General features: G+C 71.1%; 14 protein-coding genes and 7 pseudogenes. 9 read left to right on the top strand and 12 right to left on the bottom strand.

Annotated features, from left to right (window positions below; genetic code table 11):
- The first annotated feature begins 167 nt into the window (after positions 1–167).
- On the top strand, positions 168–1,208 hold the full coding sequence (locus ACWDAK_RS33810) for a UbiD family decarboxylase (RefSeq protein WP_427395582.1): 1,041 nt from the start codon (positions 168–170) through the stop codon (positions 1,206–1,208).
- A 3-nt stretch (positions 1,209–1,211) separates the two neighbouring features.
- Positions 1,212–1,724: a hypothetical protein gene (locus ACWDAK_RS33805; RefSeq protein ID WP_427395583.1), complete on the top strand. Its 513-nt coding sequence runs from the start codon at positions 1,212–1,214 to the stop codon at positions 1,722–1,724.
- Positions 1,725–2,201: 477 nt separating this feature from the next.
- Here the strand turns inward: ACWDAK_RS33805 and ACWDAK_RS33800 are convergent, their stop codons facing one another.
- From ACWDAK_RS33800 to ACWDAK_RS33775, 6 genes and pseudogenes are all read right to left on the bottom strand, one after another.
- Complete coding sequence (locus ACWDAK_RS33800; protein WP_344638943.1) at positions 2,202–3,413, bottom strand: cytochrome P450; 1,212 nt, start codon at positions 3,411–3,413, stop codon at positions 2,202–2,204.
- A 35-nt stretch (positions 3,414–3,448) separates the two neighbouring features.
- Complete coding sequence (locus ACWDAK_RS33795; RefSeq protein ID WP_344638944.1) at positions 3,449–4,819, bottom strand: NAD(P)/FAD-dependent oxidoreductase; 1,371 nt, start codon at positions 4,817–4,819, stop codon at positions 3,449–3,451.
- Positions 4,809–5,018 (bottom strand): ferredoxin, encoded by a 210-nt coding sequence (locus ACWDAK_RS33790; RefSeq protein ID WP_344638945.1) that lies wholly within the window; start codon positions 5,016–5,018, stop codon positions 4,809–4,811. Before ACWDAK_RS33790 ends, ACWDAK_RS33795 begins: the two co-directional genes overlap by 11 nt.
- 70 nt (positions 5,019–5,088) lie before the next feature.
- Complete coding sequence (locus tag ACWDAK_RS33785; RefSeq protein WP_344638946.1) at positions 5,089–5,361, bottom strand: hypothetical protein; 273 nt, start codon at positions 5,359–5,361, stop codon at positions 5,089–5,091.
- A gap of 146 nt (positions 5,362–5,507) precedes the next feature.
- Positions 5,508–7,488 (bottom strand): annotated as a pseudogene (locus tag ACWDAK_RS33780) (phosphate acyltransferase); the annotation flags it as partial.
- Between the two features lie 167 nt (positions 7,489–7,655).
- Complete coding sequence (locus ACWDAK_RS33775; protein ID WP_427395596.1) at positions 7,656–10,007, bottom strand: phosphoketolase family protein; 2,352 nt, start codon at positions 10,005–10,007, stop codon at positions 7,656–7,658.
- Between the two features lie 341 nt (positions 10,008–10,348).
- On the opposite strand from ACWDAK_RS33775, the pseudogene ACWDAK_RS33770 reads away from it, so the two are divergent.
- The 4 genes and pseudogenes from ACWDAK_RS33770 to ACWDAK_RS33755 all read left to right on the top strand — a co-directional run.
- Positions 10,349–10,954 (top strand): annotated as a pseudogene (locus ACWDAK_RS33770) (NAD(P)H-dependent glycerol-3-phosphate dehydrogenase); the annotation flags it as partial.
- A gap of 205 nt (positions 10,955–11,159) precedes the next feature.
- Positions 11,160–11,711, top strand: coding sequence for a wax ester/triacylglycerol synthase domain-containing protein (locus ACWDAK_RS33765; RefSeq protein ID WP_427395584.1), 552 nt, complete (start codon positions 11,160–11,162; stop codon positions 11,709–11,711).
- Complete coding sequence (locus tag ACWDAK_RS33760; RefSeq protein WP_344638948.1) at positions 11,669–12,223, top strand: transposase; 555 nt, start codon at positions 11,669–11,671, stop codon at positions 12,221–12,223. The genes ACWDAK_RS33765 and ACWDAK_RS33760 overlap by 43 nt, the downstream gene beginning before the upstream one ends.
- A gap of 158 nt (positions 12,224–12,381) precedes the next feature.
- Positions 12,382–12,603: a glycosyl hydrolase family 65 protein gene (locus ACWDAK_RS33755; RefSeq protein WP_425557771.1), complete on the top strand. Its 222-nt coding sequence runs from the start codon at positions 12,382–12,384 to the stop codon at positions 12,601–12,603.
- Positions 12,604–12,635: 32 nt separating this feature from the next.
- Here the strand turns inward: ACWDAK_RS33755 and ACWDAK_RS33750 are convergent.
- From ACWDAK_RS33750 to ACWDAK_RS33740, 3 genes and pseudogenes are all read right to left on the bottom strand, one after another.
- A pseudogene (locus ACWDAK_RS33750) lies at positions 12,636–13,281 on the bottom strand (carbonic anhydrase).
- Positions 13,282–13,449: 168 nt separating this feature from the next.
- Positions 13,450–13,845: a DUF2267 domain-containing protein gene (locus tag ACWDAK_RS33745; protein WP_427395585.1), complete on the bottom strand. Its 396-nt coding sequence runs from the start codon at positions 13,843–13,845 to the stop codon at positions 13,450–13,452.
- 53 nt (positions 13,846–13,898) lie between these two features.
- Positions 13,899–14,000: pseudogene (locus ACWDAK_RS33740) on the bottom strand (DUF2267 domain-containing protein); the annotation flags it as partial.
- A 151-nt stretch (positions 14,001–14,151) separates the two neighbouring features.
- On the opposite strand from ACWDAK_RS33740, the gene ACWDAK_RS33735 reads away from it, so the two are divergent.
- The 3 genes and pseudogenes from ACWDAK_RS33735 to ACWDAK_RS33725 form a co-directional block, all read left to right on the top strand.
- Positions 14,152–14,607 carry a hypothetical protein gene (locus tag ACWDAK_RS33735; protein WP_344638951.1) on the top strand — a complete coding sequence of 152 codons (456 nt, stop codon included), beginning with the start codon at positions 14,152–14,154 and terminating at the stop codon, positions 14,605–14,607.
- A 516-nt stretch (positions 14,608–15,123) separates the two neighbouring features.
- A complete protein-coding gene (locus ACWDAK_RS33730; RefSeq protein ID WP_427395586.1) occupies positions 15,124–17,895 on the top strand; it encodes a cation-translocating P-type ATPase in 2,772 nt (923 codons plus the stop codon).
- Between the two features lie 356 nt (positions 17,896–18,251).
- Positions 18,252–18,485, top strand: a pseudogene (locus tag ACWDAK_RS33725) (hypothetical protein); the annotation flags it as partial.
- A 158-nt stretch (positions 18,486–18,643) separates the two neighbouring features.
- On the opposite strand, the gene ACWDAK_RS33720 reads toward ACWDAK_RS33725, so the two are convergent.
- From ACWDAK_RS33720 to ACWDAK_RS33710, 3 genes and pseudogenes are all read right to left on the bottom strand, one after another.
- The gene (locus ACWDAK_RS33720; RefSeq protein WP_427395588.1) at positions 18,644–20,884 is read right to left on the bottom strand and encodes a coiled-coil domain-containing protein; all 2,241 of its coding nucleotides are present in this window, start codon (positions 20,882–20,884) and stop codon (positions 18,644–18,646) included.
- Between the two features lie 621 nt (positions 20,885–21,505).
- Positions 21,506–21,694 (bottom strand): annotated as a pseudogene (locus ACWDAK_RS33715) (ATP-binding protein); the annotation flags it as partial.
- Positions 21,695–21,756: 62 nt separating this feature from the next.
- Positions 21,757–21,968, bottom strand: a pseudogene (locus ACWDAK_RS33710) (hypothetical protein); the annotation flags it as partial.
- Positions 21,969–22,855 lie beyond the last annotated feature (887 nt).

Genomic DNA, 22,855 nt, shown 5'->3' with positions numbered 1-22,855 from the left:
AGCCAGATCAGGTGTCGGAGCCCGCACTCGGACACCTTCGCCGAGCGATGGGCACGCACCCTGCTGAAGGAACGGTCTGGGACGGCAGCCCCGGGCCGCGATGTTTCGGCGTTAGAGCCGCGATATCCGGTGTGCCTACCGTCAGTTCCCGAGCGAGGAGGACTGTCGTGGAACATCTCAAAAGCCTGCGCGACTTCATAGCCGCGCTGGATGCCATCGGCGAGATCCAGCCGATCGACAAGGAAGTCGACTGGCGGCTGGAGCTCGGCGCGGTGGCACGCCGTACCTATGAACTACGGGCCCCAGCACCACTGTTCAACACCATCACCGACATCGATGAGGGATTCCGGGTGCTGTCGGCGCCCGGCGGCCTGTCGGCCCAGCCGGGCCTGACCTACAGCCGGATCGCGCTCGCTCTCGGCCTGCCCGCCGACACCGGGGGCGCCGAGATCGTCACCGCCCTCGCCGACGCCCGGCGGCGCGAGCCGATCCCTCCGGTGGAGGTGGACCGAGCCGCGGCGCCGTGCAAGGAGAACGTCATGAAGGGCGACGACGTCGACCTCCTGAAGTTCCCGACCCCGCTGATCCACGACGGCGGCGGCGGCCGCTACATCCAGTCCTTCGGCATGAACATCGCCAGGACACCCGACGGGGCGTGGACCAACTGGTCGATCAACCGGATGATGCTGGTCGACCGCAACCGCCTGGCCTGTCTGATCCCGCCGCCGCAGCACCTGGGCATGATCCGAGCGCAGTGGACCGAACGCGGCGAGGACATGCCGGTCGCGGTCGCGCTCGGCGTCGAACCCGGGCTGCCCTACGTCGGCGGGATGCCGCTGCCGGAGGGCGAGGACGAGTCGCACTTCCTCGGCGCCTACTTCGGCGAGCCGCTGGAGCTGGTGAAGGCCGAGACGGTGGACCTGCTCGTACCGGCCACCGCCGAGATCGCCATCGAGGGGTACGTCTCCCGGACCGATCTGGTCGAGGAGGGCCCGATGGGCGAGTACCCGGGGTACCTCGACCGCGGCAGCCACTCGCCCAAGCCGGTCCTGCACGTCACGGCGGTCACCCACCGGAACGACGCGATCCTGCCGGTGGCGGTGGCCGGCGCGCCGGTCGAGGAGGACCACACGGGCTGGGGCCTTCCGAACGCCGCGGAGATGGTGCATGTGCTGCGCGAGGCGGGGGTTCCCGTGTCAGCGTGCTGAGGTGTGCTGGAGTCCGCGGCGCACTGGTGGGTCGTCGCACTGAAGCCGTCGGGGCACGAGGACTCGGGCCTGGGGTCGAAGGAGATGGCGCAGCGGGTCGGCGAGGTGGTGTTCGGCGCCGGCAAGCTCGCCTTCGGCGTACCCAAACTGCTGCTGGTCGAGCACGACTTCGACATCGCCGACCCGGCGCAGCTGATCTGGGCGTTCGCGAGCCGCGCGCATCCGGAGCACGGCGAGGCGCACTTAGCGGTCCTTGTCGAACCCGGGCGGCCGGCCCCCGGCCCTGCCGCGTCGGATCCGGTTGGCGGCCTGATCGGCTTTGGGCGGTGCTTGGCCAGGGCGAAGACGGCTCGTAGGGCGTCCTTCAGTCGCCAGGCGCGGTGGAGGGGTCGGCGACCGCGATCCGGCCAGCTTGGCGACCTGGCGGTCGTCATCCCCGGCGTCTGCCGCAGCACGACGCTGGAGAAGCTCGGCTTCCCAGGATTCTCCGCGCTCGCGGCGGGCACCCGAGGGTAGCGGTGGGTCCGCAGTCCGGTACATTCGCGAGGCGATCTGGCAATGCCGCAGCATGACCGGCCTACGGCGCACCAGGCGGCAGTCACGGCGGGCGCATGGCGGCCCGCCATCCAACCTTCGGCTGGGAGGCTCCCGCCAACTGGTGGCTACGGCTTTGACGACTTCGGGCGCCACGGCGGTGACGGCGGCGACTACGGCGACTACGGCGACTGACTACCTGTCGCTTTGGCAGTTGACTTCGTTCGACGAATGTTCTGTGAGATCGGGCCGGGCAAGCTATGCCCGGCCTTGCCGCTGGATCGGGGCCGGGCAGGCGAGAAGATCGTGAGATGGTCGGCTACAAGTACGACCCGGTCTGGCGGCAACACACCCAGGGGCGGACCGTGCGACCTGGATGTCAATACTCTCTCCGGTGCCCGCAGTGTTGGGGGCCTTTGCGCGGGCGCCAGAACTGGTCGCGGGCAGCGTTGTGGTCGGTCAGAGTCGGATGGGGAGGTGGCGGGGTCCGCGGAGCATGGCGGCGTGCCGGTAGGGGGGTGGGTCCTGGAGGAGGGTTGCGCTGGGGAGGTGGGGGATCAGTGCGCCGAGTGCGGCCTGGGCTTCGATACGGGCGAGTGGTGCGCCGTAGCACAGGTGGATGCCGCTGCCGAAACCGAGGTGCTGGTTGTCCGGGCGGGTGGGGTCGAACCGGTCGGGATCGTGGAACCGCTTGGGGTCGCGGTTGCCGGAGGCCAGCGCGAGTACGACGGAGGTGCCCTTGGGGAGGGTGGTGCCGGCGATGTCCACGTCGGCGAGGGGGATGCGTTGGCGCATGTGGACCGGGGGCTCGTAGCGCAGCAGCTCCTCCACCGCGGCCGGTAGCAGGTCGGGTTCGCGGCGCAGCCGGTCCAGGTGGTCGGGGTGGCGTAGCAGGGTGAGGACTCCGTTGGTGATGAGGTTGACGGTGGTTTCGTGTCCGGCGATGAGGAGCAGTACGGCGGTTTCCGCGAGTTCCTCGTGGGTGAGCCGCATGGCCGGGTCGGGTTCGTTGATGTAGGCGGAGAGCATGTCGCCGGTGGGATGGTCGCGGCGTTGTTCGGCGAGGTTTACCAGGTACTGGCCCATCTCGATCCGTGCCTGCTCGCCGGCCCGGTCCCGCTCGGCGGAAGCCTCCTCGTCGGGTCTGACGTCGGCGGAGGCGACGATCGCGTCGGACCATTGCCGGAACCGTGGTTCGTCCTCCTGTGGGACGCCGAGCAGCCGGCAGATGACGGTGACGGGCAGTGGGTAGGCGAAGTCGTCGACGATGTCGATCGCGGTGCGGTCCTGGAGGTTCTGGAGCAGTTCCTCGGTGAGTTCGGTGATCTGGCCGCGCATGGCGTCGATGCGGCCGGGGCTGTGCGGCGGGCCGAACGGTCGCATGGCCAGGCTGCGCAGTCTGTGGTGCTCGGGGTCGTCGAGCCGTAGGAACGGCGGTTTCGGTGTCTCCTTGGATGGCTGCGTGGACGGGGCGGTGAGGTTGCGCGGATCGGCGCTGATGCGTGGGTCGTGGAGGAGCGCGGTGATCTCGTGGTAGGTGCCGATCAGGTAGCTGCCGTCCGCCTGCCGCACGACGGGACCGGCTTCGCGCAGTTCCGTGTAGAGCGGGTAGGGGTTGGGGCGGTTGGCGTAGTCGGTGATCCGTTCCAGGAGGGTGTCGGCGGCGGCCATGGGGCGGGGCTCCTCGTGGTTGGGCGGGATGTGGGTCAGGTGGGCTGGACCACGGTCAGTCGGCGGTCGGGCAGGTGGCCGGTGAGCGCGACGGTGGGGCCGTGGGAGAGAGCCTTCGGATCGGGCACGTCGGAGGGGAGCGGGATCTCGGCCGCGAGCGGGCGGTCGGACGCGCCGGGCGCGGGTGGGAAGGGGGCGGCGGTCTCGATCAGGTGCGTGTAGTAGTCGAGTGACTTGGCCATGTCGACGGTGACCGCGGCGGTGACCCGGCCCTGGTAGCCGTAGACCATCGCCAGGCGACGCTCCTCCAGCGTGCCTTGGGCGATGACCACGTGGTCGGAGAAGGTGGGCACGCCCACGGACTTGATGTTGAGCCCGAACTGGGCCGACCAGAACGTCGGGAGGGCGAGGTGGGGGCGGCGCAGGGGTCCGGGATTGACCATGTTGTGGGCGGCCACCTCGGCCTGCGCGACCGCGTTGCCCCAGTGTTCCAGGGAGAGCATCTGGTAGCCGAACAGTGGGTGGGGGAAGCGGGAGACGTCACCGGCCACGAAGACGTCGTCGGTGACGATGCCGTACATGTCGAAGGCCCGGCACCCGGCGTCGCAGGCGATCCCGCGCGGGCCTGCCGCCAGTCCGGAGTCCGCCAGCCATTCGACGTTGCGGACCGCCCCCAGAGCCGCGACGCACACGTCCGCCTCCACACGGCTGCCGTCGGACAGGTCCGCACCGGTGAACCGGCCGTTCCCGTCGCCGCGCAGGGCGGTGACGGTAACCCCGCAGCGCAGGTCCACCCCGTTGTTGCGCTGCATGGCGGCCGCGAGCTTCGACAAGGTGCCGCCGAGCGCGCCCACCAGGGGGGCGGGGCCGCGTTCGGTGACCGTGACGTCGAGACCGCGTTCCCGGCAGGCCGAGGCGATCTCCGAGCCGGTGAAGCCCCCGCCGATCACCAGCACCCGCCGCGGCCCCGCGGCCAGCCGCTCGGCCAGCCCGGCGGCGTCCTCGCGGGTACGCAGCGTGAACACTCCGTCCAGGGCGGCCTCCTCCGCCTTGGGCCAGGGCCTGGCCCGGGTGCCGGTGGCGATCAGCAGCCGGTCGAACGGCAGCGACTCGCCGTCGGCCAGCACTACTCGCTTTTTGAGAGGGTCCAGGCCGGTGGCACGGACTCCGAGCCGCCAGTCGGCGTCCGGGTCCCGGCGCATCGGCAGAGCGGTGGAGTCCGCCGGGACCTGGCCGAGCAGGACCTGCTTGGACAGCGGCGGTCGGTCGTAGGGCGGATGGGGCTCGTCCCCGACCATGGTCAGTGAGCCGGTGAAGCCCTCCTCGCGCAGCGCCTCGGCGGCCCGCAACCCGGCCAGCGACGCGCCGACGATGACGATCCGGCCTTCTCGAAGGTCAGCGGCCACCGGGGCTCACCTCCTTGCCGAGGAGGATGGCCTGGACCGGGCACGCCGCCGCGGCCTGGCGCACGCGCTCCAGCTGGTCGTCGGGAACGGCCGGGGTGTACAGGAGCCCCTCCTGCCCGTGCAGCTGGAACACCTCCGGCGCGAGGAACACGCACTGCGCATAGCCCTGGCAGCGTGTGAGGTCCACAACGATCTGCATCCCATTACTCCCTCCGTCACCCCCTTCGTTCCAGCGTGGGGGATGAACCGGACCTCCGCATGGCTACGGGTCATCCCCGGCGAGAAGGGCCGGGGAGCGGAGAGCCGTCGACCATCGACACCTGCTCCCCGGCGTTGGCGACCACGGACGCCCTCGCCGTGAGGTACGAGCAGCCATCAGGGCGATGACCTGTCGTCTCCGCAATCAGGTGCATGAGACTGTTGTGGCGGTCGTGGCCGTCGGCGCCGTCCTCGTCGAACCCGTAGTCGCCGCACGCGAGGGACCGGAAGCCCAGATACTGGTCGACCGGCGAGGCCACGGCGTAACCGCTGCTTGGATCCATGGGTGCCGTCCTCCTCGCGACGTTGCACCGCGCCACACACGCGCTTCACCTACGGCCGCGACCGCGCGGCCGTCCCTCAGTTCCAGCTCGGTCGCCCCCGTCGGCGCCGCGGACCTCAACGTGTCGACGGGCCGGGCTCTGGGTTCCGCCCGTGCCTGGATCGCGGTGATGGCGACGGTGTTGACGATGTCCTGGACGAGGGCGCCGCGTGACAGGTCGTCGACCGGCTTGCGCAGTCCTTGCAGCACCGGTCCGATGGCGATCGCGCCTGCCGAGCGATGGACGGCTTTGTAAGTGTTGTTGCCCGTATCGAGGTCCGGGAATATGAGCACGGTGGCGTGGCCCGCCACCTTCGAGCCGGGCAACTTGGTGGCCGCTACCCCGGGGTCCACCGCGGCGTCGTACTGGATCGGGCCCTCGACCGGCAGCCGGGGACAGCGTTCGCGGATGATCGCGGTCGCTTCTCGCACCTTAGTCGACGTCCGCGCCCGCCCCGGAGGTCCCGGTGGAGTAGGACAGCATCGCCACCCGCGGCTCGATGTGGAACTGCGCGGCGGTCTGTGCCGACTGGATGGCGATGTCGGCCAGCTGTTCCGCGTTCGGATCCGGGTTGATCGCACAGTCGCCGTATACCAGTACCTGATCGGGCAGGCAGATGAAGAAGACCGAGGAGACGATCGAGACGCCCGCCGCCGTCTTGATGACCGGTCGTGGGCCATCGCGAGGGTGATGCCCTTGGGGGCGCGGAGCTTGGCGTAGGTCTGTGCGAAGGACTCGCGCGGTGGCGTGTGCTGCGGATCGACGATCCGGCAGATGGCGCCCTCTTCGTGTTCCCCGGCCTCGAGGTCGAGGTGGATGCCGAGGTCGGCGGCCCGCTTGCGGACTGCGCTCTCCTCACCGAGGAGCATGAGATCGCAGACGTTACGGCGCAGCAGCACGCCGGCGGCGCGCAGGATGCGCTCCTCGGTGCCTTCGGGTAGCACGATGTGGCGGCGGCTCGAGCTGGCCCGTTCGTCAGTTGGTGTTCGAACATCATCGGCGTGACTCTGGTGCTGCGGGTCATGGACAGGCGGCGAGTGAGTTCACGGGTGTCGACGTGCGTCTCGAACAGTCCGAGCGCGACCTCTGCCTTGCGGGGGGGTGGCCGCGGTCAGCTTGCCTTCCGGGGTGGACAACGCGGTGGCCGTCGGGAAGGAGCGGCTGGCCACCGAAATCACCGGTGTGCCGGGTGCCAGTCGGTCGGCGAGTGTCATGATGTCGGGTCCCGGTCGCTGTCCCAGGGTGAGCAGTATTCCGGCGATCGCGGGGGCGCCGGCCGAGTGCGGCCAGCGATCCGACGACGAGGTCGGATCGGTCGCCGGGGGTGATCACGAGGCAGCCGGGACTCAGCGCGGGCAGCAGGGTGGGCAGCGTCGCGCCGCCGAAGACGTAGTCGAGTGCGCTGCGGGCGAGCCCGGTGTCGTTGCCGAGAAGTACCTCGCCGTTGAGTGCCTGGACCACTTGGGCCACGGTGGGGGCGGCGAGTGAGGCGTCCTCGGGCAGGATGTAGACCGGCACCGGCAGGCGCCCTTTGAGACGCTCGGCGACCTGTGCGGCGCAGTCGGGGGCGACCCGGTTGGCGATCACGGCGACGACGTCGCGGTGCTGCGCGGTGAAGGCGAGGTGCGCGTTGTGCATCTCGGTGACGACTGAATCGGCGCTCTGGCGCATGCCGCCCACGACGATGAGCACGCAGGCGCCGAACTCGTTCGCGAGGCGGGCGTTGAGTGTCAGCTCTGCGGGCAGTCGGGTGTCGTGGTAGTCGGAGCCGAGGACGAGCACGACCTCGTGCTCGCGGGCGACGGCGTGGAAGCGGTCGACCAGGCGGGAGACCAGCTCGTCGGTGCCGTGTTCGGCCTGGAGCGACGCGCCGTGTGGGTAGCTCATGCCATGGGCGGTGGCCGGGACCTGGGAGAGCCGGTAGCGGGAGCGCAGCAGGTCGAACAAGTGGTCGGGGCCCTCACGGGTCAAGGGGCGGTACACGCCCACCCGCGCTACGTGGCGGGTGAGCAGCTCCATCATTCCCAGGTCGACGACCTCGCGGCCGTCACCGCGTCCGACGCCGGTGATGTACACGCTGCGGGTCACGCCCCTACTCCGTCCTCCACCAGGCTGGTCTGCTGCCACGGGTAGTTGTTGTCGTACCTTCTCGTCGGACCTGTCGTGAACGGTCGGCGGTGGTCAGGGCCGGGCCGGGCATCGCGCGGTGCGGACGCGGTGGCGTACCGGGGATCGCGCGGATCGGACGCGAACGGTCAGTGCGGCCATGTCCATTCGGCGACCTCGGGTAGGTCGACGCCGTGTTCGCGGATCCAGGAGTGGTGGCGGGTGCGCACGTCGGTCATCTGTTGGCGGACGATCGCGGCGCGTACGGCGAGGCCGGGGACGCGGTCGATGACGTCCATGACGAGGCGGTAGCGGCCGAGGTCGTTGCGGACGACCATGTCGAAGGGTGTGGTGGTGGTGCCCTCTTCTTTGTAGCCGCGTACGTGCAGGTGGGGGTGTCCGGTGCGGCGGTAGGCGAGGCGGTGGATGAGCCAGGGGTAGCCGTGGTAGGCGAAGATGACGGGTTTGTCGCGGGTGAAGAGGGAGTCGTACTCGTTGGCGGGCATGCCGTGCGGGTGCTCTTCGGCGGGCATGAGGCGGGCGATGTCGACGACGTTGACCACCCGTACCGTCAGGTCGGGCAGGTGGCGTCGGATCAGGTCGGCGGCGGCCAGGGTTTCCTGGGTGGGTACGTCGCCGGCGCAGGCCAGCACGACGTCCGGCTCCCGGGTGCCGTCCTCGTTCCCGGCCCACTCCCAGATTCCCGCGCCGCGCGCGCAGTGCTCCCGGGCCTCGTCCAGGGTGAGCCAGTCGAAGCACGGCTGCTTGCCGGCGACCACGACGTTGACGTAGTCGCGGCTGCGCAGGACGTGCTCGGCGGTGGCCAGCAGGGTGTTGGTGTCCGGCGGCATGTAGACCCGCACCGCTTCGGGGCTCTTGTTGAGGACGTGGTCGACGAAGCCGGGGTCCTGGTGCGAGAAGCCGTTGTGGTCCTGGCGCCAGACGTGCGAGGTGAGCAGGTAGTTGAGCGAGGGGATGGGGGCGCGCCAGGGCAGGCGGCGGGTGGTGCGCAGCCACTTGATGTGTTGGTTGACCATCGAGTCGACGATGTGGATGAACGCCTCGTAGCAGGAGAACAGGCCGTGCCGGCCGGTCAGCAGGTAGCCCTCCAGCCAGCCCTGGCAGGTGTGTTCGGAGAGGATCTCCATCACCCGCCCGTCGCGTGTCAGGTGTTCGTCGGTGGGCAGCACCTCGGCCTGCCATGCCTTTCCGGTGGCCTGGTACACGGCCTGCAGGCGGTTGGAGGCGGTCTCGTCCGGGCCGACGAGTCGGAAGTCGCGGCGCTCGGCGGTGTCCGCCATCACCTGTTCCAGCAGGTCGCTGAGGACACGGGTGGGTTCGTGCAGGCTGGTGCCGGGCTTGTCGAGGTCGACGGCGTAGTTCTCCAGCGGCGGCACGGGTAGTTCGCGGGTGAGCAGTCCGCCGTTGGCGTGCGGGTTGGCGCCCAGGCGGCGCTCGCCCTCGGGCAGGCAGGCGAGCACCTGCTGCCGGGGGCGGCCGTGTTCGTCGAACAGCTCCTCGGCACGGTACGAGCGCAGCCACGACTCCAGTAGCCGCAGGTGGTCGGGGTTGTCGCGTACTTCCGCCAGCGGGACCTGGTGGGCGCGCCACGTTCCCTCCACCGGCACGCCGTCCACCTCGTGCGGGCCCGTCCAGCCCTTCGGGGTGCGCAGCACGATCATCGGCCAGCGCGGCCGTGCCGTGACGGCCTCGGTGCGGGCGGCGCTCTGGATGGCGGCGATCGTGGTGAGTGCCCGGTCCATGGCGGCGGCCATGTCCTGGTGCACCGTGTGTGGGTCGTCGCCGGTGACGTGGATCGGTTCGTGACCGTAGCCCTGCAGCAGTTCGTCGAGCTCCGCCTGGGGGATGCGGGCGAGCACGGTGGGGTTGGCGATCTTGTAGCCGTTCAGTTGCAGGATCGGCAGCACCGCGCCGTCATGGACGGGGTCGAGGAACTTGTTGGAGTGCCAGGAGGCGGCCAGCGGGCCGGTTTCCGCCTCGCCGTCGCCGACCACGCAAGCGACCAGCAGGTCGGGGTTGTCCAGCGCGGCGCCGTAGGCGTGGGAGAGGGAGTAGCCCAGCTCCCCGCCCTCGTGGATCGAGCCGGGCGTCTCCGGGGCGACGTGACTGGGTACGCCACCGGGGAAGGAGAACCGGCGGAACAGCTTCGCCATGCCGGCCTCGTCGCGGGTGATGTCCGGGTAGGTCCGGGTGTAGCTGCCGTCCAGCCAGGAACCGGCGAGCACGGCAGGTCCCCCGTGGCCGGGGCCCCAGACGCAGATGGCGTTCAGATCGCGGACCTTGATCACCCGGTTGAGGTGGGTGTAGACGAGGTTCAGCCCCGGTGAGGTACCCCAGTGGCCGAGAAGCCGGGGTTTGACGTGCTCGGGACGCAGCGGCTCGCGCAGCAGCGGGTTGGCCAGCAGGTAGATCTGCCCGACCGCGAGGTAGTTCGCGGCACGCCACTGGGCATCGACCTCGGCGAACTCCCGGTCATCCAGCGGCGCGGACGGGGATGCGCCGTTGTCGGGTTCGGGGTGCACGGAGAACCTCCCGGCCAGGAGATGGTGATTGCCGTTCGACCCTGCACGGGGGAATCTCCAGTCTTTCAGCCGCGTCGGTGCGGCGCACGCGGGGCGAACGGGTCGACCGCTGCTCTCGCACTCTGCCGCGTTGCCGCTCGGGTGGCTTCAGGCGGTCGTCCCCGGACTGCGTTTGAGTCGCCCTGCTCGCCTGCTCAGCCTGGCGGTATGCGCACGCCGCGGATGACGGTGGTCGGCGCCGGCTCCTGGGGAACCGCCATCGCGTCGCTCGCCGCCCGCAATGGTCCGGTGCTGGTCCGGTGCTGTTGTGGGCGCGGGAGCCGGGACTGGCCGAGCGGATCACCGCAGCGCACGAGAACCCAGACTACCTGCCGGGCCAGCCGTTGCATCCGGAACTGCGGGCAACGGCGGTGCTGTCCGATGCCGCCGAGCAGGCGGACGTGGTCGTGATGGCCGTGCCGACGCACGCGTTCCGGCAGGTCCTGGCGGAGCTGGCGCCCCGAGTCCGCCCCTGGATCCCCGTGGTGAGTGCCGCCAAGGGCTTCGAGGAGCACACCAACAAGCGGATGACCGAGGTGATCACGCAGGAGCTTCCCGGCCATCCCGCCGGCGTCTTGTCCGGGCCGACCCTGGCGAAGGAGGTGCTCGAGGGGCTGGCCGCTGCGGCGGTCCTGGCGATCCCTGATCTGTCCGTCGCGCAGCGCCTGCAGAGCCTGATGCGCACGAGCCGCTTCCGGGTGTACACGGCTACCGACGTGATCGGTGTGGAAGTCGGCGGCGCGGTCAAGAACGTCGTTGCGATCGCCGCCGGGATGGCGGATGGTCTGGGGACCGGGGACAACACCCGGGCTCTGGTGATCAGCCGAGGGGTTGCCGAGATGACCCGTCTGGGGGTCGCGATGGGCGGGAGTCCGGACTTCGAGGCGATGCTGTGGCGCCTGGAGGCAGACCCCAGGCTGCGCTCTCCGGTGGCCGCATTGGAGGTCCTCGACCGCACGCCCGACTGGGACCGGTTCCTGGCCGCGCACGAGTGGGCCACCCGGATCCTCCCCCGAGCCTGGATGCGCGTCGTGGACACGCCGCTGCGCCTGGGCAACCCCCCTCTGGGCCGTGGACCCGAACTTCGACCTGAGCTTCCACGTCCGGCGCCAGCACCTGCCGACACCGGCGACGTTCGAACAGGCGCTGCGGGTGTGCCAGACGGTCGTCAGCGAGCCCTTCGACCCGGCTCGACCGCCGTGGCAGGCATTGCTGATCGAGGGCCCGGACGGGGGGCCGGCCGTCTACCTGCTCAAGACGCACCACAGCCTCACCGACGGGCTCGGCGGCATGCAGATGCTGGCCCTGCTGCACAGCCGTCGGCGTAGACACGCCTCACACAAGTGGCAGTGCGAGCCGCCCGTGGGTGAGCCGATCGGATCGTGGGGTGCGCTGCGCGAGCAGGTGAACGGCGGCGTGCGCGCCGCATCCGCCCGGCTGGCGGCCGCAGTGCTGCACGCGCCCCGGACACTGGCCGCCCTCGCGACCCGCCCCACCGACGCGGCAGGCGGGTTATCGCCGCCGCGATCAGCGCGATCGGCGAGGACGCCTGGACACCGATCCGCTACCCCGAGGCGTTCGTGGACCCGGACACCGGCGAGCTGGTCTCCGACGCCGAGGTAGCCGAGACCCGCTACACCGCGTTCTCCGGACGCAAGAAGGCCGAACAGACCACCGCTCGCCTGATCGTGCGCCGGGTCCGCCGCCGGGGCGCCGAAGCAGCCGCCGGACAGGGCGAGTTGTTCACCACCTGGCGCTACCACCCCGTGTTCACCGACAGCCCGTTCACCATGCTGCAGGCCGAGCTCCACCACCGGCAGCACGCCACGATCGAGCAGGTCATCGCGGACGGCAAGGGATCAGTACTGGCTCACCTGCCCTCCGGCAATTTCCAGGCGAACAACGCATGGCTGACCCTGTGGGCCATCGCCCACAACCTGCTGCGGGCCGCCGGAGCCCTCGCCGGGACCTTCCACGCGAGGGCCACCACCGGAACCCTGCGCGATCACCTGATCCACGTCCCGGCCCGCATCGCCCGCCCGGCCAGACGGCTGACGCTCCATCTGCCCGGCCATTGGCCCTGGCAGCACGCGTTCACCGACCTCTTCAACGCCGCCCACCCACCACCGGTCTGATCAACAACCTGACCACCAGCCCGACAGGGCCCGACCGGAGCAGACGTGGAAGAGCTGGGCAGACCAGCGGACACCCCACGCCCTCTACCCAGTCACCCCCAACCAGACCCCGGACGTGATCATTCTCGAATCACCTCGGTGGATTCGGGCTCAGCCGACTGGCCTTCTCGGTACAGGTCCGGCAGCGATGCCTGCGGGTCGAGATCACGCGCACACAGGCCTCATACACCCTGACGGAGGGAGAACCGATCCAGATCCAGCACTGCGGACAGACCGTGACCGTACGCTGCGGCAACGTGGAAACCCGCCCCCTCAAGCCGCCCACCGCCCTGCCAGAACCCTCCCAGCCACCGGGACGCCGGCCCGAGCGCCCCCACTGACGGCCGCTCCGCACCTGCGGGAACGCTGAGGATCACGCCGCTGCGGTGTCGACCGGCAGGTCCAGCCCGAGGGCGGTGACCAGGTGGGCGGTGCCGTCGACCAGGCGGTAGGACAGGCCGACCACCGCGGCCCGGCCGCCGTCGACCGCCTCGGCGAGGGTGCGGGAGCGATCCAGCAGCAGGTCGACGGTGTGCCGGGTGTGTTCGGCTACGAAGTCCGCGTCATCGGTGTGCCCGGCGGCGCGGGTGGCCAGGACGCTGGGGGTCACCCGCTCGATCACGTCCCGCACGTAGCCGTCCGCGGTGGTGCCCTCCTCGACGGCGGCCCTCGTCGCGGCGACCGCGCCACAGGAGTCGTGGCCGAGCACCACGACCAGGGGGGGAGCCGAGCACGCTCACGCCGTACTCGATGCTGCCGAGCACCTCCGGCCCCATGACGTGTCCGGCGGTGCGGACGACGAACAGGTCGCCCAGCCCCCGGTCGAAAATGATCTCGGCTGCCAGGCGGGAGTCGGAGCACCCGAACAGCACCGCGAACGGGTTCTGCGCGGGGGCGGTCTCGGTGCGGCGCGCGGCGTCCTGGTTCGGATGCTCGGGCGAGCCAGTGACGAACCGCTGGTTGCCGGCCAGCAACAGCTCGAAGGCTTCGGCGGGAGTGGGGGCCAGGATGTCAGTCATGACCGCAGACTACGGCCCACTCCGTAACGCCGCGCGATCGGCTCTGCCCGCCGGCCGTCACGGGCGACGGTGCGGCCTGGTGGCTGCGTGCCCGGGTACGGACGCCGGCGGTCACCGGGGCCCGCTCGCCCTCAATGGCCAGCGCCGCCAGCCGGGCCGGGCGTCTTCTCAGGCGGCGGTGAGGTCGGCTCGGCCGAACAGGAGCGCGTAGCCGCGGGGCAGGTGGGCCAGGAGGCGGTCGGTGAGCTGATCGCCTGCGAGGGTGGTGAGGGCGGCAAGGACGGAGGAGACGTCCCAGCGGGCGTTGGTGAGGCTGGTGTTCAGGGTGCAGGCGACGGCTTCGACGAAGGCGGGGGCCGTGGCCGGTTCGGGCAGGGGGACCTGGGCGGTGAAGGTGGCGCGGGAACGGTCGGGGAGGACGGCGGCCAGCTCGCAGCGTTCGTCGCCGGTGAGTTGGGAGCCGAGGGCGGTCAGGACCGCGTCCAGGGCGCGTTCGGCTTCCTGGTCAGTGATGTAGCGGCCTGCGGTGCGGACCTGCTTCAGGAGGTGGCGCTGCCGTGTCATGGCGGTGGCTTTCCGGGTGGGCCGGCCGCGCGGTGGCGGCGGCGCGGTGCGGGTCAGGATCGGTGGCCGGATTCGGGGCGGCCGAAGAGGAGCTCGTAGCCGGGAGGCAGTTGGAGCAGGATGCGCCCCATGAGGTCGGCGTCGGCGGCGTCCGACTCCTCCCAGTTCTGATCGGGTCAGGCGTCCGTGAGCCGCTCCGGCGCGTGGAGGACGGCATTGACCGCCGGAGCAGGAGGCTCTCCCCTGAACCGGTCAGATCGACTGGGCCGCATCCGGGGCATCATGACGACAGGAGGAGTAGCCAGGATGGGAACCGGATTCCGCCCGCGAACAGGCGAAGGCATGTCGCTGCTCGGCATCCTGCTCCTCCTGCTACTGGAGATCATCACTCTCTGCATCGCCCCGGTCGAGGACCGTCCGCTGGTCGGCGGCACCCTCATCGGCGCCGCAGCCGCAGCGTTCGTCACCACCGCGGCGGTCCTGCATCACTCCCGTCGAACCGTTCGAGAGGCCCGCCGCCCACTGCCGGAGGTCACGGACGGCGATTGGTTCAGCCGCCAGGATCTCGAGGGATTCCCGATGGAGGCCGTCCGACCGCTTCTGCGCGCTCCGGATGCGCCAAGCCTCAACCGGCTGTACGTCGCGTGGCTCTTCGCGACGCAAGGCCATGACGTCCCGTGGCTCATTCATCACCTCGACCTTCCGGCCGAGGCGGCCGATGTGCTCGTGAACGCCGCCCGCTCGTCGCCCAACACGAGTTAGCCAGTGACGAACGAGCTGGTGCGGCGTTGCTGTGCCTTCGGTGGGGCCAGTGCAGCCGCGCAATCGTTTACACGGTAGCCGGGCAGGGGACCCAGGGGCGGCCAGGTCCTTGGTGGATCATCGTCGCCGTTCGCTTTCGTCTTGCTCGGCTCGGCTTGCCCTGCCGTTTCCAGCGCCTGAGAACGGGAGTGCGACGCCTGGGCCAGCGTGTCCAAAAGCCTGCGCCCCCATGGTCGACACGCAGAGTAGCCTGTCGAACACGCGGGCCCTCTTCGGAGTGCCCTGCCTCGCCCGCCGGTTCAACAGCTGGGACGCTGCCTTCCGAAACGCGGTCACCGCTTCGGATCCCCAGCCGGGCCCCCGAAAGTTGTCGATTACTCCTGGAGGAATCCTTGAACCTCGACCGTACTTCGGGGGAGATCGCTCCCCCGACGTGGGCTGCGCAGCCTGCCCCGGCCCGAGGCTGCGCAGGGTGCCTGACGAACGTCAACCTCACGATCACCGGCGGGGTGAGGCATGTCCGATGCGAGTGAGGCCCAGGCGAGCGTGCAGTCTCTGGCGGAGCCCGTTCCCGACGAGCCGCCGGACCTGCTCCTGCATCATCTGCACACCTCCCGGCGGGGCCTGTCCGCGCGGGAGGCGGCGCGGCGGTTGCTGCAGTACGGACCGAACGAACTGCGGCGGCGGGGCGGACGCCGGTGGCCGGGTGAGCTCGCGCGGCAGGTGACACACCCGCTGGCGTTGCTGCTGTGGGTGGCCGCCGCGCTGTCGTACGCGGTGGGCAGCCGCAACGTGGCCATCGCCGTGGTCCTGGTGATCGTGCTCAACGCCCTGTTCGCCTTCGTCCAGGAACTCCAGGCCGAGCGCGCCGTAGAGGCACTGGCGCGCTACCTGCCGCCGCACGTCACGGTGGTCCGCGACGGCGAGCCGGCGGTCATCGACGCGCGACAACTCGTGCCCGGCGACATGGTGGTCATCGAGGAGGGTGTGCGGATCGCGGCCGACGTCCGCCTGCTCTCCGGTGCCGTCGACGTCGACATGTCCACCCTCACCGGGGAGTCGGTCCCGGTGCTGCGCTCCGCCGAGCTCACCGACCTTCGCGCCCACCGCCTCGACGCACCGGACCTCGTCTTCAGCGGCAGCACCTGCACCGGCGGCGAGGCCCGGGGCGTGGTCTTCGCCACCAGCATGCACACCCAGCTCGGCCGCATCGCCGCACTGTCCGAACGGGTCAAGGAGCGCCCCAGCCCCCTGGAGGCACAGGTACGGCGCGTGGCGTGGCTGATCGCCTTCATCGCCATCGCCATGGCGATCGCCTTCGTCCCCATCGCCGTGTTCGGCGCCGGCCTGTCCATCAGGAACAGCGTCGTCTTCGCGGTCGGGCTGCTCGCCGGCAACGTCCCCGAGGGACTGCTGCCCGTCATCACACTCGCGCTGGCCGTCGCGGTCAGAGCCCTGGCCCGTCGCGGCGCCCTGGTCAAACGCCTCAGTGCCGTGGAGACCCTCGGCTCCACCGACGTCATCTGCACCGACAAGACCGGGACCCTCACCGAGAACCACATGCGGCCCGCGACGACTTGGACCACGACCGCCCAAGCCGACCTGCGCTCCGGCGCCCCCTCGGGTGAGCCGGACCCCACCCTCGCCATCCTCGCCGCCGCCGCCGCGGCCTGCAACAACGCCGCCCTCGGCACGAACGGCCACGGCGACACCGGCGATCCGACCGAGGTGGCCGTGCTCGCCGCCGCCCGCCTCCTGGGCGCCGACGTGGACCCGGACACCCGAACCCGCCGTCGCCGCCACGCCTACGTCTTCGAACCGCAACGCAAACTCATGTCGACCCTCGACACCGGACCCGCCGACCGCGACTGGCTGCACACCAAGGGCGCCCCGGAAGCCGTCCTGCCGCGGTGCGAGACCCGGCTCGCGCCGGACGGCGAACAGGTCGCCCTCACGGAGGAGGAACGGATCAGGGTCACCGTCCAAGTCGAGGCGTTCGCGAACCAGGGGTTACGGGTCCTCGCCTTCGCCCGCCGCGCCCTGCCGCCCGGTCAGCCACCGCCTCCCAGGAAGGAGGCCGAGACCGAGCTGTGCTTCCTCGGTCTGGTCACCATGCTCGACCCACCCCGCCCTGGGACCGTCGAGGCGGTCGCCCGCTGCCACACCGCCGGCATCCGCATCATCGTCATCACCGGCGACCACCCCCTCACCGCCAAGGCGGTCGCACGCCAGGTCGGCGTCGGCGGCGACCAGCCGACCGTGGTCAACGCCCAAGCCCTCGGGCACCTGCACGAAAAACAGCTCGACGACGTCCTTGCCGGCGAACGAGAACTCGTCTTCGCCCGCTCCTCACCCGAAGCCAAGCTCCACATCGCCGAGCTCCTACGCGCCCAAGGCCACGTCGTCGCCATGACCGGCGACGGCGTCAACGACGCACCGGCCCTGCGCAGCGCCGACATCGGCGTCGCCATGGGACGCTCCGGCACCGACGTCGCACGCGAGGCATCGACCATGATCCTCACCGACGACAGCTTCACCAGCATCGTCGCCGCCATCGAGGCCGGGCGACAGGTCTACGACAACGTCCGCAAGTTCATCGTCTACATCTTCGCCCACGCCACCCCGGAGGTCGTCCCGTTCCTCGTCTTCGCCCTCGGCGGCGGAGCCGTACCGCTGCCCCTGACCGTCCTGCAACTGCTCGCCTTCGACGTCGGAACCGAAACCCTGCCCTCCCTCGCCCTGAGCCGCGAGCCCATGGAGCCCGGCACCATGACCAGACCACCGCGCCCGCACACCGAACCGGTGATCCGCGGTCCCATGCTGGTGCGCGCCTGGCTGTTCCTCGGCGTGATCGTCGCAGCCCTGCAGATGGCCGGCTTCTTCGCCGTCCTCATCGCCGGCGGCTGGCACCCCGGCGCCCCCGTCGGCCCCGGAAGCGAGCTGCACCACGTCTACCAGCAGGCCACCACCATGAGCTTCCTCGGCATGATCGCAGGCCAGATCGGAACCGCCTTCGCCGTACGCACACAACACGCGTCCCTGCGCTCGATCGGCATCACCAGCAACCCCCACCTGCTGGCGGCCATCGCGGCTGAACTCGTCCTCGCCGCGGCCTGCGTCTACGCCCCACCCCTGCAATCCCTCCTCGAAACCGCCGCCCTCCCCGCCCACGACCTGGTGCTGCTCCTGCCCTACCCCGTGATCGTGTGGGGCGCCGACGAACTACGCCGCTGGCTGATGCGCCGCCGCACCGCCGCCACCGAATCCGGAACCGCACCGGCGGCGTGAACCTCCCACGGTCCGGTCGGACCCGCGCCCTGATCATCCGCCTGGCCAGCGAGAAGCCCTCGTGGGGGTGGCGCCGAATCCACGGCGAACTCGCCGCCCTCGGTACCGTGACAGCCTCCTCGGCGTTGGCACGGCTGTGAGACGCTTCTCTGCTGCCTGCGGCCCACTCCCACCACCCCGGCCTGCCCAGGGCACGGCGAGATGCGATGCGCAGCACCACGCGGGATCCTGCACGTGAGGGCAACAGCAGACCCGAGGGAGGCGAGGGCGGATGACGCCGACCGTCCCCCGGGGCACTTTGCACCTCTACCTGGGTATCGCCCCCGGAGCGGGGAAGACGTACGCGCTGCTGGCCGAGGGCCCGCCGGCTCATGGAGGCGGGCGATGACGTCGCGGTCGGCGTCGTCGAGCTGCACGAGCGTGAGGACACCGCCGCACAACTCGACGCCCTGGAACTCGTCCCGGCCCGCCGCATGCGCTGCCGCGGCACCGAGTTCGACGAGATGGACCAGGCCCCTGGGACATCATGGGCCGGGGCGCGGAATCGGCGTTCCTCGGCGTGCACGCGGGCCACCCGGGCTTCGCCATGATGGCCCTGGACGGCAGCGTGTTCGTCTGTGCCTCGACGGGCGAGACCGGCATCGATGTGCTCGCGGTGCGCCGCCCGGCACGCTCGGAGAACATCCTGCGACAACTGGAGTGGATCGCCCGTCATGACGCTGGCCGGCCCGGCGCCCGCCGAAGGGGCTCAGAGCTGCCGCGCCTGCTCCCGCTCGGCCTCGGCGGCGAGGTACACCTCGTTGATCACAGCCCGCAGGTACGGCGTCCCGTGCATCCGGCCGGCCCCGGTGTGGGCCTGGTAGAGGCGTAGCGCCATCAACTCCCAGAGCGGCTCGCGTGCGCGTACCAGCTCGCGCAGCTCCCGGTGCAGCTCGGCCGTGGGCGCCTTCGGCCGCGCGGCCTTCGGGACGGATCCCTCGGAGGTGGTCTCCACCTCCCAGCGGCCGACGCTGTCGACCACGACCAGGCCGGGTCCCTCGACCCAGCGCTCGCCGCGTGCCTCGCCGATCCCGTTGGCGACCAGATCCGCGGCGAGGCCGCCGAGGAACCCGCCGAAGCGCGGCGACCGCCGCTCGCCGGCGGCGTCGACGTACCCGATGTAGGAGTTCTCGTCCTTCGCCAGCGCCTGCGCGCGCAGCAGGCGCGCACCGCGTCCCGTGCAGCGCAGTACCACGGGGCCCTGCCCGCGCAGCCTGCCGGTGACCTCGGGCGCCTCGGTGGTGGGCGCCAGCCGCAGCGTCCACTTCGCCTTGGGATCGCAGGCGACCTTCAGGTGGGTGATCCCGATGGGCAGCAGGAAGACGCCCTGGGCGGTTCCGGTGAGCTTCTTGCCCTCGAAGCTCTCGGTCGCGGCCTCGGTGCGGCTCACGAAGTCAAGATGCGAACGGTCGCCGAGGAACGAGAGGTCCTCGGTCGGCGGGCGCACGGAGAACTCCACCAGGGCCGGGCGGCCGGGCTCGGGGCGGTCCACCAGCACTTCGGCCGGTCCGGTGCCGCGGAAGCGGAACCGGGCGGCGGAGCTGGTCGGGTGCCGTTCCCAATCGGGCCTGGCGAGCTCGTCCGGTGTGGCCAGCTCCAGCGGGACCGGCCCGCCTCGACGCAGCGCTATCAGCCGCACCAGCGCCGCGCGTCCGTCGCCGAGCGCCGCGAAGACGCGGCGGGCGCGGTGCCCGCCTGGGGTGCGCAGCGCCGCTTCGGCCGCCGCCAGGCCGAGCCACGCGTCCCGCCGCTCCGCGGCGATCGCCGCGGCTTCGGCCGTGGCGGCCGCCCTGTCCTCCGGGGGAGCGGTCTCGGCCAGCTGTCTGCGAAAGCCGGCGACGGCGTCGGTCAGTTCGGTCGTCTCCGCGCGAACGCCGGCCAGCTCGCCGAGGGCGCTGCGGCCCTGCTGGAGCGCCTGGGCGACCAGCTGCTTGCGGTCCGGCTCGCCGCCGCGCGCGGCCGCTGCGGCGACCTGGAGCGCGGCGTCGACGCGGTCGACGCCCGCCGCCAGCACCGGGTCGGCCGCGCACTGCGCCTCGGACGGCCGGGCCAGGGCCATATCGCGCTGGAAGGAGGCGATATCGCGGCTCAGCTTCCGGGACAGCTGCCTCGCCTCGTCGGCCAGCTTGGCCTGTTCCCGCTGCCGCTCCTTCCGGTCGCGCTCCAGCTGCCGGGTGGCGTTCTCCCGGGCCGCTTCAAGTGTGCGCAGCCCAGCGTCGCCGTTCCTGACCGAGGCGCGCACTGCGGGAAGCCGCTCGCCCGGCACGGTCGCGGCCGCGGCCGCCGCGGCGCGGTGAAGCGCCTCCTCGACTTGGCTGATCGCGTCGAGCAGCTGCTCCGGGAGCGCGACGCCGTCCTCGGGCTCCGCCGGGAGGAGGCCCGCGCGGGCCAGGTCCAGCCGTTCGCGCAGCGCGCCGATCAGCGCGGCCATGGTCCGCTCCTCGGTGTGCCGCCGGTTCACCTCGTCCAGCGCGGTGCGCGCGGCGCCCAGCGCCGAGGCCACCGTCTGGGCGCGGTCGCTCGCGAACCCGGCCGCCACTTCGACAGCGCGCGCCACTGCCGTCTCGGCGCGGGTGAGCGCCGCTTCGGCGACGGGGTCGGCGGCGGGCAGGCGGCAAGCGGCAAGGGCCTCGCGCAGCGTGTTGATCGGGGCCCACAGCCGTGCCTCCTTCCGACGCAGCTCGGCGAGCCGGCGCAGCGCCTGCCGGCCCGGGTGCAGTTCCGCGAGGACGGCCCGGCGCTCCGCCGCCCGGCGCAGATCCGCGGTGGCCGCGCGGTCCAAGGCGTTCTGGTACGCCGTCCGGGCCCGGTCCAGGAAGTCCGCGGCGATCAGGTCGGCCTCGGTGACGGGCCGCGCGTCCCCGACCCCGTCGCCCGGTTCACCCTCGGTCGCCTCACACAGCTCCGCGCCGAACGCGCGCAGCGCCTCACCCACCGCGGCGGCCGACACCGCATCCTCCGCCGACGGTCCCGGCTCCACGAGCTCCGGGCGCTCCACGAGGTCCTGGGGTTCCAAAGACGTCGCGGATTCCAAGGACGTCGGGGACGCTGCGGATTCAGCGGACACCGTGGGGTCGGGCGAGCCCGTCGATCGCCGCCTGCCCCATCGGCCCGTCAGAAACCCGCCACTCATCAGCCGTTCCCCCCGTCGCACGCGACCAGCGCCGCCACCCTACCCACACCGCCGGCCGTGCTCGCCGGGAAGGCCCCGGAGTCCTATCTCAGACACCAGCCGCAAGGTAGCCGGCGGGTAGCTTTTGCGTTGTCAGACGACGTGTTTCCCCACTTCATCGGCGCTCGACATGGACAAGCGGCTCGACCTGCGGCTTTCGGTCAGTGTGCCCCGGCCACGCTCCTCTGAGTCCGCCTCAGCATTGGCGGGCTGAGCGCGTCGGTGGAGGGCAGAACTGACGCATTCCGGCTCGCCTTCCTGCGGGACCAGCCGGGCCGTGTGTCAACGGCCAAATGTTCTCTGGTGGCGGCCAGTTGATCCATGCACTGACGGCCGATTGAGCGCCCCCGGCGGCGGCCAAATACTTCCCCGCCGTTGATGGGTCCGGGAACACCTCAAGGGCATCACGCCCTTGCCGGTGATGGCCTCGGCGAGCCGGAAGCTGTCACCCTGGGTGACGATGACGTGAGCGTGGTGCAGGAGCCTGTCGACGGTGGCGGTGGCCAGGGTCTTGGGCATGATCTCGTCGAAGCCCGAGGGGTGCAGGTTCGAACTGACGGCCAGTGCGCGTCGTTCGTAGGCGGGGTCAGGATGACGCCGTCCGCACGGATGCTGTCGGCGTGCAGGTGCGCTCCGGTGAAGCTCATCCGTCACGGGACTGATGGCGCAAACCGCCGTGCGCACCTTGGAGTCGACGAGTCAGAGCGGTCGGGTCCGGGCGCCAGCGCGTCACGCGCGGCCCGCCAGGCGGGATCCCCGGGGTAGAGCTCGGTGCGGAGGTAGGCCCAAGTGAGCGGACCCCGGCGACCCGCTCAGGGTTCTCGTCCGTGGTCTCGGCGACGTCGTATCTGGAAATCCCACCGGACGTACTGCGTCGACCTCGCCCGGGAGGACGGCAAGCGCCGTACCCGCCGTCGGGGCGGCTTCGCCAGCCGCGCCGAGGCGACCCGCGAGATGAAGCGGGCTGGACGGTGAGCTGCGCGGCGTCTACGAGGACCGCCGCACCACCGTCGCAAGCTACCTGCGAGAGTGGCTGGCGGCGGAGAAGGAGGTGCTCGCGCCGACACCTATGCCGGGTATGCGGATTGCGTCGAGCGCGACCCGATCCCCGCCTTCGGCCGCTACCGGCTCCCCGACCTGCGCCCCAAGCAGATCGACGACCCAGCAGAAAGCCAAGCGTGGCTGCGTCAAGAACAGGAAGCAGCTCGGCCCGTGGTGTCCGCAGCTGTCGCCGGCATGGCACCGACGACGCAGCCGCTCAGGAGCTGAGCCTCCACGCCGACCCTGCCCTTGCCGATAACCTCATCCGTCCTGGTGGGAGCTGGTGAACGATGATTCACCGGATGTCGACCCGTTGCCGAGTCGGCGCTCTGGCGAGACGGCGATTGCCCCGGCATGACACTCGCCGCCGCCCTCGACCGGGCCGATGCCCAGTGGGTCCATCGCTCTGATCCGCCAGCTGAAAGCCTCAGGGGGGTCTGTCCAGCGACGGCTCTGTCTCACATCCGGTGGTGACGTTGTGTCACTGTCTGGACTGTCGTGGCCTCGGAGTGCTCATCGTCGCCGTCGTAGCTGGTCGGCGGGCCCGTCGCCGCCCGCCGTACGGAAAGCGCACTTGGCCCTGGAAACTGCCCGAGGTCGCCGAGACCGGTCGACCCTGTTGCCCATGGGCAACAGGGTGCAGTTCCAGCGCGCCGTCGGCGCGGGGGGCGTTGGCGATCGAGTACGGCCGCCAGACCCGGGGCCGCC

The organism is Kitasatospora sp. NPDC001175, assembly GCF_053598215.1.
The sequence above is the reverse complement of the archived record's forward strand: the minus strand, read 5'-3'. Positions and strand labels throughout refer to the sequence as shown.